Source organism: Nocardia sp. NPDC050793, from assembly GCF_040654065.1.
In the GTDB taxonomy this organism is placed as follows: Bacteria; Actinomycetota; Actinomycetes; order Mycobacteriales; family Mycobacteriaceae; genus Nocardia.
In genome coordinates, this window is record NZ_JBFAHG010000002.1 from 389,888 (window position 1) to 405,166 (window position 15,279).

Consider the following 15,279-nt stretch of genomic DNA (forward strand, 5'->3'; position numbering starts at 1 on the left):
CGGTCGCGCGGGTCTATGGTCGAGGAATCATGAACCGATTCCTGCTCGCCCAGCCCAATGGTGTGATGCGCGCGACCGGGACCCGGATGACCTTCGACAACGCGGACCGCGCCCGCTCGGCATTGCGGGACGGCGCGGCGGAGATCGTCGTCGGGGCCTTGCCTTTCGATCCGGCTCGCCCCGCCGCGCTCGCCGCGCCGCAGCGATCCGAATACACCGCGGGCCCTTGGCGTCCCGCCGCGTTGCCCGAATTGCCGACGGTGCGGGTGGTCACCGAAATACCGAGTCCTGCGGAACACATCGCGCGGGTGACGAAACTGATCGAGCAGATCAACGATCCGGCGCAGCCGCTGCAGAAGGTGGTCGCCGCCCGTTCCGTGCTCGCCGAGGCGGACAGCGAACTCGACCCGGAGCTCGTCGCCGCGCAGCTGCTCATCAGGCACCCGCACGCCAACGTCTACGCCGTCGATCTGACGCCAGCGGGTCGCGCAGGGACTCTGATCGGCGCGACACCCGAGGTGCTCGTCGCGCGGCACGGCGCCACCGTGACGTTGCGTCCGCTCGCGGGCACCCTGCCGCGGCGCGCCGATCCGGATGCGGACGCCGCGCAGGCCGCCGAGCTGCTGACCAGCACGAAGAACCGCGACGAGCACGCGTTCGTCATCGAATGGATCCGGGAGCGGCTGGCGCCCGTCTGCGCCGAACTGACCATCCCGGACGGCCCGCAGCTGGTCAACACCCACGACGTGTGGCATCTGGCCACGCCGATCACCGGCACCGTGCGCGATCCCGCGACCACCGCGCTCGACTTGGCAATGCTGTTGCACCCCACCCCCGCGGTCTGCGGCACGCCCACCGCACTGGCCCTCGACACCATCAACCACGTCGAGGAGGATCGCGGCTTCTACGGGGGTGCGGTCGGCTGGTGCGACGCGCGCGGCGACGGCGAATGGGTGGTCGCGATCCGCTGCGCGGAACTGTCGGCGGACGGACGCGCGCTGCGTGCGTTCGCGGGTGGCGGCATCGTCGCGGCCTCCGAACCGCGGGCAGAACTGGACGAAACGACGGCCAAGCTGCGCACCTTCCTCGGCGGTCTGCGGTGCGCGGTGCCCGAGTAACGGGGGCCACGCGGAAATTGTGAGACGCCGGATTGTCACCTTGCTCACCCTGCGGGCGTGCCATGCGGTAGGTTGACCCGGAATGTGCCTGTTCCGATGTATTGGAGAGCCGCGATGAAGTTTGCTGTTCCTGGTGTTGCGAGTGCGGTCGCCGGTGCCGTGCTCGGCGCGATCGCGGTGTTCGTGATCACCGCGGCGGTGCAGCAGAACACGCGCCCCGAGATCGACCGCAGTGGCGATGCGGAATCCTCGCTACTCAACAACGTTGAGTACGGCAGCCGCTGAGCCGCTGACTGCCGCTTCATCCGCCGACTCGCTCGGCTCCTCCGGTGTGGCCTCGGATTCGTCCGAGGCCGCGCCGCTCGGTAGACGATGGTTCGCCGCGACGGTCGTCGTGGCGTTTCTACTGACCTTCCTGCAGGCGCCCGGACAGACGGTCGCCGACACGAAGTACGACCTGGCGCAGAATCCGCTGGGGTTCCTCGACCGCGCCGCGCACCTGTGGAGCAGCCAGGCCCCGATGGGCCAGGTGCAGAACCAGGCGTACGGGTACTTCTTCCCGCACGGCGCGTTCTTCTCGGCCGGAGATCTGCTGGGCCTGCCCGCCTGGGTGACGCAGCGGATCTGGTGGGCGCTGCTGCTGCTCGCCGGGTTCTGGGGCATCGTCCGGCTCTGCGAGGCGCTCGGCCTCGGCAGTCGCGGGTCCCGGATCGTCGCGGCGGTCGCGTACACACTGTCTCCGCGCGTGCTCACCACGCTCGGCTCGATCTCCTCGGAGACCCTGCCGATGGTGCTCGCGCCGTGGGTCCTGCTGGCGCCCGCCGCCCTCGGCACCGCGTACCGCCGTCACAAGCGCGGCGGCGCCGCCTCGCCTGCGGGCAGCGCGCTGGCCCTCGCGTTGATGGGCGCGGTGAACGCCGTGGCCACGGTCGCCGCGTTCCTGCCCGCCCTGCTCTGGTGGGCTTCCTATAAGCCGAACAAGCGCTGGTGGCGTTTCACCGCGGCCTGGATTCCGCTGCTCGTGCTCGCCACGTTCTGGTGGGCCGTGCCGCTGCTGCTGCTCGGCAGGGTGAGCCCACCGTTCCTGGACTACATCGAATCCTCCGGGGTGACCACGCAGTGGGCCTCGCTGGCCGAGGTGCTGCGCGGCACCGACAGCTGGACTCCGTTCGTCTCGCCGGAACGCATCGCGGGCGCGGTCCTGGTGACCCAGCCCGCCGCGGTGCTCGCCACCGGCTTGCTCGCGGCGGCGGGCATGGCCGGGCTCGCCATGCGGTCGATGCCGTACCGCGGGCGGCTGGCGCTGATCCTGCTGGTCGGACTGGTCGGGATCTGCGCGGGTTACGTGGGCGAGCTCAGCGGGCCGTTCGCGGACTCGGTGCGGATCTTCCTGGATTCGGGTGGCGCGCCGCTGCGCAACGTGCACAAGCTCGAGCCGCTCATCCGCATTCCGCTGATGCTGGGCTTGGCGCATCTGCTGGCTCGGGTGCCGCTGCCCGCCTCGGCGCCGCTGCCGGTGTGGCGCAGCGCGTTCGCGCATCCGGAACGCAATCGGATGGTCGCGGTCGCCGGGTTGATCCTGACCGCGCTCGCGCTCTCCACCTCGCTGGCATGGACCGGCAAGCTGGCTCCGCGCGGCTCCTACGACGAGGTGCCCGCCTACTGGCAGCAGACCGCGGACTGGTTGGCCGAGCACGCCGCCGACACCCGCGCGCTGGTGGTGCCTGGCGCGCCCTTCGGCAGCCAGGTTTGGGGACTGACCCGCGACGAGCCGCTGCAAGCGCTGGCGAGCACCCCGTGGGCGGTGCGGGACGCGGTGCCGCTGAACCCGCCGGGCACCATCCGCGCGATGGACTCGGTGCAGCGGCTCGTCGCGGACGGCCGCCCGTCGGCCGGGCTGGCCGCGACACTCGCCGACCAAGGCATCGGAATTCTGGTGTTGCGCAACGATCTCGACCCCGAAACCTCGCGGTCGACCAGGCCGCTGCTCGCGCACCGGGCGATCGAAGGGTCCCCCGGCCTGACGAAGGTGGCCGAATTCGGAGCGCCGATCGAGACGAACACCATCGCCGACGACCTGGTCGCCGACGGTGATCTGCGACCGGCGTATCCGGCCGTCGAGATCTACCGGGTCGAACCGCGCGCGCCCGTCGATGGCGTCGAAATCCGTTCCGGCACAGGGGCTCCCGAATCGTTCCCCGGTGCGTACACGGTTCCGCTCGACGCCGTCCCGATGGTGCAGGGCGGGCCGGAAGTGCTCGAAAGGCTACACCGCGACGGTGCGCCGCCGCACCCGACGCTGTTCGCGGCCGACGCCGCCCGCGCCGGTCTGCCGATCGGACCGGTCACCGTCACCGATACGCCGATGGACCGGGAGGCCGATTTCGGCCGGGTCGACAATCACAATTCGGCGCTGCGCGCTCCCGAAGACGGACGCCGCACCCACAATCTGGTGCCTGATTACCCGGTGCCCGGCGCGGAACCGGTGCGGGGCGAATGGTCCGGCGCGACCGTGACCGCGTCCAGTTCGGCCGCCGACGCCACCCAGCTCGGCGGCGCGGCTCCCGGCAGCTCGACCGCCGCGGTGGTGGACGGCGATCCCTCGACGGCGTGGATCAGCAACGGCACGGAACGCGCTGTGGGCCAATGGCTCCGGCTGGATCTGGACCGGCCGATCAGGTCGGGCCTGTTGCGGTTGACCACCAGTTCGGCGGCGATCGGCGATCCCGTGAAATGGGTCGAGGTGCGCACCGCGCACGGAAGCGTCTCGGCGCGGATCACCGAACCCGGTGAGTCGGTGTCGATTTCGCTGCCGGCAGGCAGCACCGACTGGCTGACCATCACCGCCATCCGCACCGAAGGCGGCACCGGCGGAGGTCAATTCGGCATCAGCGAACTGACCCTCGACGATTACAGCGTCCGCGACGCACCGGTGCGGGTGGACATCCGCCACCTCACGGTGTTGCCCGCGACGCCCGCCGGCGCGCAGGTGACGGCCTGGGATCTCGGCCAGGAATTCCCCGGGCGCAGTGCGTGTTTCGACGCGCCCGACCGGGTTCGATGCAGCAAGGGGCTGGCGCTGGCTCCGGAGGAGCCCGGTCCCTTCGAACGCACCCTCAGCTCTCCCGGACCCATGACGGTCGCTCCCGAACTCACCGTGCGCACCAGACAGGGCCCCGCCTTGGAGGCGCTGCTCACCGACGACAGCAGGCCGGTGGCGCGCGGCAAGGCCGATGTCGGCGATCTGCGCGGCTCCGCGTTCGCGGCGACCGACGGCGATATACGCACCAGCTGGACGGCGCCGGAAGACTCGGTGCGCAACCTCACCGGACCCAAACCGACCCTCACCATCGAGCTGCCCGAACCGGCGTTGGTGAACGGACTCGACATCACACCGTCGCTGGGCGGGCTGCCCGCGGCTCCCCTTACGGTGTCGGTGAACCTCGGCAACGGTCCGCAGGTGCGCGAGCTCGACGACCGTGTGCCCGGCGAAGCGGCGCGAATCCCGCTGTACCCGACGGTCACCGACCGCATCGAACTCAGCGTGCAGAGCTGGAAACCGGTGCTGGACAAGACCGCACTCGGCTTCGCCATGAGCCAGCCGCCCGGCATCGCCGAGGTCGCCGTGCTCGGGCCCGACTACCCCGAGCAGGCCGGGTTGGACCGTGAGGTCACCGTGCCCTGCGAGCTGGGCCCGACGATCGCCCTCGGCGGACGCACCGTGCGCACGTCCGTGACGGCGACCGTAGCGGAGTTGCGTTCCAGCGCACCGGTTCCCGCGCGAGTGTGTGATGCCGAGGACGGGACCCTCGCCGTGCCGGAAGGGCGGGCAGACGTAGTCGTGGCGCCTACCGAACTGTTCTCCGTCGACCGGCTGCGCCTGAACCGCACGGACTTCGAGCCCACCGCCCCTGCCACAGACCTCCGTCTGCTGGTGCTGCCGCTGAGCACGAACGTCGGCTGGGAGGCGCACACCGCCGACGGGCGTTCGCTCGAGCCGATCGTGGTGAACGGATGGCAGCAGGCGTGGTTGCTGCCCGTGGACGCCCAAGGACCCATCACCATCTCGTTCCCGGTCGATCGGTGGTATCGCCTGGGCATTTTCGGCGGGTTGCTGCTGCTCGTGCCGTTGGTGTTGCTTGCGATACCGCGGCGGATTCGGGTGGGGGGCAGGCGCGTTCGTGGTGCGGGATCCGGTTCCGAGTCGGGTGCTGATTCTCGTCGCGCGGCGGACGCGGGCCGGGCCGACTCGTCCCGCCTGGCAGGCGTGCCCGATACCCTCGCAAGCGATTTCGCTGCGGACACTCCACCACGCCCCTGGCGCAGCCGCATCGTCGGCGCGCTCGGCCTCACCGCTGCCGCGACGATCATCGCTGGACCTGTCGGCGCCGCGCTGACGGTGGCCGGGTTTGCCGCAATTCATTTCGCCGCGCGCGAGACTGCGCGGTACCTCGCCGCGGTAGCAGGCCTCAGCACGGCCATCTCGGCCGCCGCCCTGTCCACCGGGCCGTGGCGCGCGCCCGACGGGTACATGGGCCACTCGCTGTGGGTGCAGTTGCCTGCCCTCATCGCGGTGATCGCCGTCGGCCTTGCCGCCCTGCCCTCCTGTCGGCGGGAGTGAGCCTGCGCTGCACTCGCGCCTCCGAGGTGAGGCGGCGGCGCACAGCCCTCGGCGCTTTCGATGCGGCTACCCGCACAGGCTGAGCACGGCTGCGTATGGGAATACGGCAACGTCTATGACGGCGCGATAGCCCCTCGGCCGGTGGACGAACGGCTGAGCCGACCGATGATGACCGCAAGACGACCGCCGACGCATGTCGAACAGAATCGTTGTCGCCGCGGTACGGCCGTCGGTTGGGCCTCGCGGCATTGCCCGCACGTCGGCGGGGGGTGCGGACGACCCGGCGCAGAGCGCCCCGCTTGCGCGACCTCAGCCGACCCGGGGCGCTCCCGCGATCGCCGGATCCGGTAGTCCCTGCGGACTTGGCTCCAGCTCCGCGACCGCCGCAACCCTCCGCCCACTCTTCCTGCGATCCATCCGCCGCGCCAGCTTCCGCGCCGGCTCCTCGACCAGCGCGTAGCTGGCCGCCGCGACGGGCAGGGTGATGGCGACAGTCAATACGAGGACGTGGACGAAGTTCCCGTGGAACGGCAGGATGCCGAACACCGGGAAGACGATCGACAGCACCGCGAGGTGCCAGAGGAAGATGCCGTACGACCAGCGGCCGAGGGTTGCCGCGGCCGAGGATTCCAGCCAGCGGTGCTTCCGGTCGCCGAGCACCAGCGGTGCGAGCAGGCCGAAGCCGATGATCGAGCCGAGCGCCATCTTCGCGGCGTACTGCCACGGCTCGGCTCGAGTGAGTCCGGCGGGCCCGCCGAAATCGGTGGACGAGAGCAGGAAGGCGATCAGCGCGACGGTCCACATCAGCAGCTGGTTGCCCGCGACACGACGCCAGAGTGATAGCGGATGCACATCGTCGACAAGTTCTGCGAGCAATATTCCGGCGGCGAACCACGGCAGATAAGCGGGCAGCCAGTTGTCGGCGTGGATCGCGTCCGGAGTCGGCACCGGAAGGAAATTCCAACTCAGACTCACTAGCGCCAGTGCGAGCACCACGGGGACCCGCCAGCGCGCCGATTTCCCGCGCAGCCGGACCACCGCGAACGCCAGCAGCGGCAGCACCAGATAGAACGCCACTTCGACCGAAAGGCTCCACATCTGAGTGAGCCCGTCGGTGAGTGTCAGCGGCACGAAGACCTGGAGCAGCGCCAGGTTGGACGCCCACACTTGCAGGCCCGCGGTGTCGGACGCGCCAGGCAGCAGCAACAGCACCGCACAGACCACCGCCCAGTAGGCGGGCAGGATGCGCGCAGCGCGATGTCGCAGGTAGTTGCCGGTCGGCGGCGCGGTTCCGAGACCGCGGGCCGCCTGCGCGTGCGGGCGCCACAGCAGGAATCCGGAGAGCGCGAAGAAGACCGCGACCGCCATGTCGAAGCGTTCCCAGATCCGGCCGAGAACTGGCGTGTTCGTCGCTCCGGTCTGGAACGCGACATGGGTGAGCAGAACGCCGAGCGCCGCCATTCCGCGCATGCCTTCCAGCGCGGGCACGAAACCGCGCGACCGCGCCGAAGTCGTGGCCGTTGTGTCGGCGGCGAGAGTGGCGGTCATCGGGCTCCAGTCTGCCAGGGAATTTTCCAGGTGAGAACTACACGTTTCACTTTTCGCGCTAAACTCGGGCGATTTCTGGTCGGATTCCGGCCTCGGCACGGCATGCTACGCCAACGGACTGTTAGTGTCGGGGCTCACGAGTGCCGCGGGCTGCCCGCAGTACTAGTCGGACCGACCTGTGTTCTACGACGAGGAGTGTTTGCATGGCACTGAGTGCCGGTACCAGAAGGACGGTGGCCTGCCTGCTCGTAGGTCTCGGCGCGTTGCTGATCGTCATGGCGCTGCTGATCCCGACCTATACCGTCGACAAACTGGCCAAGACTCCTCTCGACCTCGAGATCACCACCATCGCGAACAGTCAGCAGGGCTCGGAGAGCCTGGTGCTCGACTCCAGGTCGCTCACCTCGCCCGAGGGCGCGGCCAAGGTGGACACCAACGTTCCGCTGATCTCGCAGCGGTTCGTCACGGTCGAAGAGCCTTCGGACGCCACGGAGATGACGATCCAGGCCGGCCAGACTCTGCGTCGCATCGACAAGCAGGGCGACACCGGCCTGCTCACCGCGCTCGTCGACCGGGTCACCATCGACCGCAAGACCGGCATGCCGGTCGACAAGGACCCGAACGGCTCGATCGCGGTCTCGGCCAACCCGCAAGGCGAGAGCATCGCCGACCCCGTGCATCGCACCGGCTTGCAGTACCGCTTCCCGATCGGCACCGAGAAGAAGTCGTACCCGTACTTCGACGTCAACGCGCGCAAGACCTTCGACATCGACTTCGTCGAAGAGACCGAGATCAACAGCTTGAAGGTCTACCACTTCCGGCAGTCCATCCCGGTCACCAACCTGTGGGACGTCGTGCAGGCGCCGACCAACCGCCTCTCGCTGCCCGCCGCCAAGTGGGGCCTCGAGGGTGAAGAGCCGGTCACCATGACCCGCTTCTACACCAACACCCGCGACCTCTGGGTGGAGCCGCAGACCGGCACCGTGATCAAGGGTGGCGAGCAACTCCACCTCTACTACGCGCGCAGCGGCGACAAGCCGGACGTCACCGCGCTGAAGTCGAACATCATCTTCGACGAGAACACCATCGAATCGCAGATGTCGGTGGCTCAGGACAACATCGACCGGCTCTCGCTGTACGGCCGCATCATGCCGATCGTGCTCGGTGTGCTCGGCGTGATCCTGGCGATCGTCGGCGTGATCCTCGGTATTCGCGGCGGCAGCACGCCCGCCCCGGCCCGTCCGATGCGCGGCGGCAACCTGCCCCCGAGCGGTGCGGCCACCCCGCCGCGCGGCTCGGCTCAGCGCGGTGCGGACGATGCTCCGACCGAGCAGATCAATGTGAAGAAGAACCTCTAGGCGCTAGCGGTTCCTGGACAGCGGCTCCCCGGCCATTCGGTCGGGGAGCCGCTGTCGTTTGCGAGGATCCCCTTCGGCTCCCGTAGCCAGGTCTGCCGCCATTTCTCTGCCGCCGATTGCGCCACCCGCTGCCTGGGCTGGTCGACCGACTGGTGCTGCGTCCACCCGCTGACTACGGAAGTCGATCAGCCTCGACAAACCACCCGGTAGTCGTCATGTCCGGACCGGCCTCTCCCGCGTCGGTCATGCGCGTTCGTCCGGCAGGTCGCGCTCGGGGGCGCTGAGTCACCATCGGCCACACGCTCTGCCTCGCCTTGGCCATTGCACGTCAGGCCCCTTCTCGGCTTTGCCGCGCTCGCCCCTAGACCCTCGGAACCTCCGCCCAGCCGCGCTCAATCCGCCGCAGGGTTGTGGTTTGGAGCCCGGGCCCGGACGCGCTCAATCCGCCGCAGGTGGAGATTCAGAGCCCCGCCCAGCCGCGCTCAATCCGCCGCGGGTAGAGATTCGGAACCTCCGCCCAGCCGCGCTCAATCCGCCGCGGGTAGAGATTCGGAACCTCCGCCCAGCGGCGCTCAATCCGCCGCGGGTTGCGGTTCGGCGGGTTCGGTGTGTTCGGCGGTGCGCAGGACGACGACCGCGACCAGGATCGTGGTCGCGGCGGCGACGGAGACGGCGGTGATGATCAGGGCCGGGACCGAACGGGCGAAGGAGACCATGAGGGTGACCTCGACGGCGAGGCCGAGCCAGGTGACGGCGGCCAGCGCAGTGCGATCGACCGCGATCGCGGAGAGCACGGCGCCCTGGAGTACCGCGAGGATCGCGCCGTGCAGGGCGAACAACCAGAGCAGGCCCTGGATCGGCGCGTAGTCCTGACCTGCGAGCACGGGGGCGATGGGCGCGGCGAGGGCGGCGCAGAGCACCGCGACGATGCCGATGGCGGACAACACCGCGAGGGCGTCGCGAATGGCGCGGGCCGAGTGGGTCGGCTGGGCCATCCGCGGATAGAGGACGACGCCCACCGCCTGCGGCAACCAGAATGCGATCTTGGCGGCGATGGCGCCGAGGGCATAGCGGCTGGCGTCGACCTCGTCGAGGACCATCCGCACCACGATCAGGTCGGCCGACGACAGCGCCATCAGCGCGGCCTGCACCTGCGCCGCGCGCAGCACCGGCAGGACGCCGACGGTGTGTCCGCCGGATTCGCCCTCCGGCGCGGGCGTACCCGCCAGGACGCGCGCGAAGACCGCCGCCGCGACCAACCCGAGCGCCGCCGCCCACAGTGCCGCCCCGGCCCCGCCGCCGAACGCGAGCACGACCAACGCGGGCGCCACTCGCGCCACGCCTGCCGAGCCGAGGACCACCGCGAGCTCGCGGAATCGTCGACCGCCCTGCAGAATCCCCTGCTCACCGGAAAGCAGGACCAGCGCGGGCGCGGCGCACAGCGCACCGGCACACGCGACCACGCCGACGTTCAACGCGACCGTCACGACCGGAACGAGCACGGCCACCACCACCGCGACGATCAGCGCGCACCGCCACTGCAATCCGCGCAGCGCCGTCACGTCGGCGCCACGCACCCGCTCGCGCGCGACCACGTTCTGCAACGCCAGCGCAGGCACTGCGCACAGCAACTGCACCGCGAGCAGGCTCGCGAACTCGCTGTATCCCGTGACGCCGAGCCAACGCCCGGCCAGCAATTGCAGCAGATATCCGGCCACGTTGGCGGTCATCGCCCCGGCGGTCACCAACGTCAGATCCGCCACCACAGGAGGACGACGAACCACGGACATCCCGCAATCGTCCCACCCAATCCGAAACACCCGCGCGCGGGCCTGGTCACGAGCTCTCGAGGTCGTCCAAATGCAGCGTGCAGCGCGCTTCGACGGCCTATCCGATCGACACCAAGACAACTGCCGGCCGCCCGCAGGCAGCTCCGTCCGCGCCGGAGGCGTTCGCCATTCACGGCAATACACAGACCGCCCCGAGCGGCAACCACCGACCGACCGCGCGCAGCCAATCGCAGGAGGTCACCGCTCGCAACCAACGACACGCCCACCCCGCAACAGACCGGCCTGCGGTCGGTACGAGCTCGAGCCTGATCGTTCGCGGCTCTCCGGACATCGACCCCGTCCGCGCCGTAGGGTTCTCATCCGTGGGTGACGGCGGTGCGGGTCTGCGGGTGCGGGTGGTCGCGGGCGCGTACAGCGCGGTGCTCGTGGCGGTGCTGGTCGGGCCGCTGCTAGGTCCCGGATATCTGCTGCTGCGGGACGCGGTGAGCACGCCGCGCTCTTATCTCACCGGCTCGGCCCTCGGGCTCGGCGACTCCGCGCCGCGGGCCGTACCACAGGACGCGCTGCTCGCGGCGGTGTCGCCGCTGGTGGACGGCGGGTTGATCGTGAAGGCCATTCTCGTGCTCGCGCTGTGGGCGGCCGGGTACGGCGCCGCTGTGCTGGTGCGGGAGTTGTTGCGCGCGCCGCTCGCCGCGCAATTGGTCGCGGTGACGGTGGCGCTGTGGAATCCGTACGTGGCCGAACGGCTGCTCCAGGGGCACTGGAGCCTGCTGGCCGGCTACGCGGCGCTGCCGTGGACGGCGCTCGCCGCCTACCGTTTACGGGGGTCATCACATACCTTCCACACGCTTCGCACAGGCGGTGCCTGTGTGAAGCGTGTGAAACCTATGTGGGAGTGGCGGGTACGGGGAGCTGCGAAGGCGAACGAGGGCCGAGGCAGATCGCGCCGGGGTGCGACTCGGCGACCTTACGCGGAAACGCTGGGTGGTTGGGCGGCGCTCGCGGGATGTTTCGCCGCCGCCGGGCTGACGCCGACCGGTGCGCTCCTCGCGGGCATCACCGCCACGGTGACGGTCCGCCGCCGACATCTCCCCGGCACGCTCGCGCTGCTGGTGGCGGCGTCGGCTCCGTGGCTGACCGCAACGCTGCTGTCGGGCGCGGGAGCGGAGCCATCGGACCCCGCGGGCATCCCCGCGTTCGCCGCGCGTGCCGAACCCGGGCTGGGCACGCTGGGTTCGCTGGCCGGGCTCGGCGGCATCTGGAACGCCGACGCGGTGCCGGATTCGCGCACCACGCCTCTGGCTTTGCTCGCCACCCTCCTGCTGCTCGCGATCGTCGTCTCCGGCATCAGCGCGGTCGCCACGGCCGAGACCGGCGGGCGCGAGAGCCTGCGCATCCGTCGCGCCCTGCTCGCGCTGGCTGGGGCGGCAGTTGTACTGCCCGCGCTCGCCGCCACCGGCTGGGGCATGGAGGTCATGGAGTGGTTGGTGGTGAACGTGCCGGGCGCGGGACTGCTCCGCGACACCCAGAAATACGTCGCGCTGGCCGTGCCCGCCTACGCGCTGTGCGCCGCCGCCGGATGCGGCGCACTCGCCTCCCGGTTCCGTCGAACATCAACTGCCGCAACGAAGTCCAACGAAACAACCGCCACGGCACTGGCCGCAACGGCGTTCATCGCATTCCTCGTTCTCCCGCTGTTCGATCTCGCGTGGGGCGTCGGCGGTGCGATGCGCACGGTCCACTATCCGCCGGGCTGGCGACACGTCGCCGAACGCATCGACACCCCAGGCGATGTCGCGGTTCTGCCCGCGGGCATGTTCCGCAGGTTCCCGTACAGCGGCGCGGCCCCGGTGCTCGACCCCGCACCGCGCATGCTGCCCAACGACGTGCTGCAAACCGGAGAGCTCCCCGTCCGCGGACGCACGGTTTCGGGCGAAGGAACCCGCGCCCGTGAAGTGGAAACGCTTCTGCTCCAAGGTGGTTCGGCGCAGGACTTGGCGCGCCTCGGCGTCGAATGGGTCCTGGTCGAACGCACCACCCCCGGCCCGCTCGGCGAATCGAAAACCACACTCGCCCAACTAGAACCGGTCTACGCCGACGACCACCTCGCGCTGTACCGAGTCCCGGGCCCCGACCCCACCCTCGCGACACCGGACCACCGCTGGCTCGCCGTCGCCGCCCACCTCCTCTGGGCCGTGATGTTGATCGGCGGCCCGACGCTCGCGGTGGTCGCGCAACGCATGTCCCGTATCGAAAATCGGCCGCCCGCCGTCGAACACTGAGGCAGCGCGGCAGATTTCGCCGATGCGCAACAACGCAGACCGCCCGAAGACGCGCGGCCATGGCGTCATCACGAACCCGCCGCGGCGATAGGCGAAAGCCGCACGCCCCCAGATCAATCCGCGGGCGCCGCGACCAGCCCCGACACGTGCTCCCCGCGCGACACCGCCGCGAGCACCTCGTACACGCCGTTGCCGGTCTGCTCCCAGGAGAACTCCCTTGCCCTCGCGCGCGCCTTCTCCCCCATCACGCCGCGTGCGGCAGAGTCCTCCAGCAGGTCGCCGACGGCGGTGGTGAGCTGGGCGACGTCGTCGACCAGCAGGCCGGTGACGCCGTCGACGATCGAGTCGGTGAGGCCGCGGGAGCTGCGGTAGCCGACGGTCGGCACGCCGTGCTGGGCGGCTTCGATGACGGCCAACCCCCAGCCCTCCTTGCGCGAGGGCAGCACGTGCACCCAGGCGCGGGCGAGCAGTTCGTGCTTGCGGCGTTCGTCGACGTGCCCGTGGAAGGTGACGGCGTCGGCGATGGCCAGCTCGCGCGCGGTGGCCTGGAGGTTCTCGGCCCACCAGCCGCCGCCGACGACGTCCAGGCGCAGGCCGGGGATCCGGTCGCGCAGCCGGGCGACCGCGGTGAGGGCGTCTTCGATCTGCTTGTGCGGCACGAGCCGGGACAGCACCACGACGCGCGGCTCGGACGTGCGGGTCGTCGCCGCGCCGGTGGGAGCGTCGACGGGCACGGGCTCGGCGCCGTTGCGGACCACCGCGATGCGCGAGCGATCCACGCCGAGGGTGGCCAGTTCCTCCGCCGAGGGCAGCGACACGGTCAGGTATTGGTTCTCGCGATGCACGCGCGGGGACAACCGCGACTCGATCCACCAGCCGATCCGGCCGATCAGCCGACCCGCGACGGGCCACTGCTCCCGATGCCCGTGGTGCACCAGCACCACCGAGGGTGCGTCGGTCGCGGCGGCCGCGAAGAAGGGGATGCCGTTCTGGGTGTCGATCACCGCGTCGGGCCGCACTCCGCGCAGCGGGCCGATGCCGAGCTTGCCGAGCGCTATGGCGGCGAGGGCCCGCGGGTAGACGGTGTAGCGTCCGCCGCCGCGGCTGATGTCGATGCCGTCGACGTGTTCCCGTTTCGGCGCGCCCGGGTAGCGAGCGGTGCGCAGCGTGACCTTGACCCCGCGCGCGGCGAGCTGAGCGCCGACCTGTTCCAGGTACCGCTCACTGCCGCCGCCCTGCGGGTGCCCGGTGTCACGCCAGCAGAGCAGGAGGACTTCGCGCACAGTGGAGCTTCTCTCGGTAGGTCCCGGCGGGACACGGATGGTCGGGCTACACAGTAATAGACGGGACCCCCCGTCAAGTGCCCTAGCGCACATCCTGGCACCTGGCCGTCGATTCGAAGGGATTTTCAGGCAATTGTCTGAAACGTCCACATTTCACAGCTGGATCTGGATACCCTCCCGCCACCCCCGATTTTCAGGGGCAGGCCGGTCGAAGGCAGGCCGGCCATCACGATGAGGAGAACACCATGGAAATGGCACGGACGAGGACCGGCGGTGGCACCGGAAACGGCGGCGACCTGGACGGCCTGCTCGGCATGATCCTGGCGCTGATCACGTCGTCCACCTCGACCGGAAGCGGCGCGAGCAGCGGCGTCGGCTGAGCCGACCAGAAGCGGCGGTCCGGTGCGCGCGGCGCCGGACCGCTTTCGCGTGAGCAAACCGCGCCCGTGAGGACAGCCTGCGGGCCGGGGATCGGCCTGTGCGAAACTCGGCGCCGTGCTGAGAGCCGAAATCACGTCTTCCGACGCGCCCCGATTCGCGCGACGCGCGACGCTGCGCCGGTCACTGCGACTACTCGGCAGCTTCCGTTTCGAACAGTCCGATCCCGCGCGCTTCTACGGCGGCCTCGCCACCGACACCGCCGAGATGATCGGCGATTTCTACACCGACATCGCCGGAGCCGGCCTCGCGGGAACAACGATTCTGGACGTCGGCGGCGGCCCTGGCTATTTCGCGGACGAATTCGCCAAGACCGGGGCGCGCTACATTCCCGTCGAACCCGACCCCTCGGAGATGCACGCCGCCGGACTGTCGGTGCCAGGCGCCGTGCGCGGCTCGGGCATGGCACTGCCGTTCCGGGACGACGCCGTCGACATCTGCTTCTCCTCGAACGTCGCCGAACACGTGCCGCAGCCTTGGGCCATGGCCGACGAGATGGTCAGGGTGACTCGCCCCGGCGGACTGATCGTGCTGTCCTACACGGTGTGGCACGGCCCGTTCGGCGGACACGAAACCGGGCCGTGGCACTACCTGGGCGGCGAGTACGCCGCCCGCCGGTACCGCCGCAAGCACGGCAAGGAACCGAAGAACCGGTATGGCACGTCACTGTTCGCGGTCCGGGCTTCCGAGGGATTGCGTTGGGCGGCAACGACTTCGGCCGACGTGCACACCATCTTCCCGCGCTACCACCCACACTGGGCGTGGTGGCTGGTGGGTGTTCCCGCGGTGCGCGAGCTCGCCGTGAGCAATCTGGTGGTCGTCGCGACGAAATCGGCCTGAG

10 protein-coding genes are annotated in these 15,279 nt (G+C 70.1%); 7 read left to right on the forward strand and 3 right to left on the reverse strand.

What is annotated here, in order from left to right; genetic code table 11:
* Nucleotides 1-29 precede the first annotated feature (29 nt).
* The 3 genes from AB0H50_RS07315 to AB0H50_RS07325 all read left to right on the forward strand — a co-directional run bounded on the left by AB0H50_RS07315 (nt 30) and on the right by AB0H50_RS07325 (nt 5,739).
* Nucleotides 30-1,118 carry an isochorismate synthase gene (locus AB0H50_RS07315; protein WP_357448205.1) on the forward strand — a complete coding sequence of 363 codons (1,089 nt, stop codon included), beginning with the start codon at nt 30-32 and terminating at the stop codon, nt 1,116-1,118.
* 114 nt (nt 1,119-1,232) lie between these two features.
* Complete coding sequence (locus AB0H50_RS07320) at nt 1,233-1,403, forward strand: DUF2613 domain-containing protein (protein WP_084510388.1); 171 nt, start codon at nt 1,233-1,235, stop codon at nt 1,401-1,403.
* A gap of 46 nt (nt 1,404-1,449) precedes the next feature.
* Complete coding sequence (locus tag AB0H50_RS07325) at nt 1,450-5,739, forward strand: alpha-(1->3)-arabinofuranosyltransferase (RefSeq protein WP_357449343.1); 4,290 nt, start codon at nt 1,450-1,452, stop codon at nt 5,737-5,739.
* Between the two features lie 309 nt (nt 5,740-6,048).
* Here AB0H50_RS07325 and AB0H50_RS07330 read toward each other — a convergent pair whose 3' ends face one another.
* Entirely contained in the window at nt 6,049-7,287 is a 1,239-nt protein-coding gene (locus tag AB0H50_RS07330) for an acyltransferase (protein WP_357448207.1), read from the reverse strand.
* Nucleotides 7,288-7,490: 203 nt separating this feature from the next.
* On the opposite strand from AB0H50_RS07330, the gene AB0H50_RS07335 reads away from it, so the two are divergent.
* Complete coding sequence (locus AB0H50_RS07335) at nt 7,491-8,645, forward strand: porin PorA family protein (protein WP_357448209.1); 1,155 nt, start codon at nt 7,491-7,493, stop codon at nt 8,643-8,645.
* Nucleotides 8,646-9,217: 572 nt separating this feature from the next.
* Here AB0H50_RS07335 and AB0H50_RS07340 read toward each other — a convergent pair.
* Nucleotides 9,218-10,435, reverse strand: coding sequence for a polysaccharide biosynthesis protein (locus AB0H50_RS07340; RefSeq protein WP_357448211.1), 1,218 nt, complete (start codon nt 10,433-10,435; stop codon nt 9,218-9,220).
* A 362-nt stretch (nt 10,436-10,797) separates the two neighbouring features.
* Between AB0H50_RS07340 and AB0H50_RS07345 the strand changes: the two genes are divergently transcribed.
* A complete protein-coding gene (locus tag AB0H50_RS07345) occupies nt 10,798-12,717 on the forward strand; it encodes a hypothetical protein (protein ID WP_357448213.1) in 1,920 nt (639 codons plus the stop codon).
* A 113-nt stretch (nt 12,718-12,830) separates the two neighbouring features.
* On the opposite strand, the gene AB0H50_RS07350 is transcribed toward AB0H50_RS07345, so the two are convergent.
* Nucleotides 12,831-14,000: a glycosyltransferase family 4 protein gene (locus tag AB0H50_RS07350; protein ID WP_357448215.1), complete on the reverse strand. Its 1,170-nt coding sequence runs from the start codon at nt 13,998-14,000 to the stop codon at nt 12,831-12,833.
* 245 nt (nt 14,001-14,245) lie between these two features.
* Here AB0H50_RS07350 and AB0H50_RS07355 point away from each other — a divergent pair, with 245 nt between their 5' ends.
* Both AB0H50_RS07355 and AB0H50_RS07360 read left to right on the forward strand, forming a co-directional pair.
* On the forward strand, nt 14,246-14,380 hold the full coding sequence (locus tag AB0H50_RS07355; RefSeq protein ID WP_357448217.1) for a hypothetical protein: 135 nt from the start codon (nt 14,246-14,248) through the stop codon (nt 14,378-14,380).
* Between the two features lie 115 nt (nt 14,381-14,495).
* Entirely contained in the window at nt 14,496-15,278 is a 783-nt protein-coding gene (locus tag AB0H50_RS07360) for a methyltransferase domain-containing protein (protein ID WP_357448219.1), read from the forward strand.
* Nucleotide 15,279 lies beyond the last annotated feature (1 nt).

Coding starts and splice junctions, on each gene's coding strand:
- AB0H50_RS07315 (WP_357448205.1), top strand. CDS start 30: ATGAACCGATTCCTGCTCGCCCAGCCCAATGGTGTGATGCGCGCGACC.
- AB0H50_RS07320 (WP_084510388.1), top strand. CDS start 1,233: ATGAAGTTTGCTGTTCCTGGTGTTGCGAGTGCGGTCGCCGGTGCCGTG.
- AB0H50_RS07330 (WP_357448207.1), bottom strand. CDS start 7,287: ATGACCGCCACTCTCGCCGCCGACACAACGGCCACGACTTCGGCGCGG.
- AB0H50_RS07335 (WP_357448209.1), top strand. CDS start 7,491: ATGGCACTGAGTGCCGGTACCAGAAGGACGGTGGCCTGCCTGCTCGTA.
- AB0H50_RS07340 (WP_357448211.1), bottom strand. CDS start 10,435: ATGTCCGTGGTTCGTCGTCCTCCTGTGGTGGCGGATCTGACGTTGGTG.
- AB0H50_RS07355 (WP_357448217.1), top strand. CDS start 14,246: ATGGAAATGGCACGGACGAGGACCGGCGGTGGCACCGGAAACGGCGGC.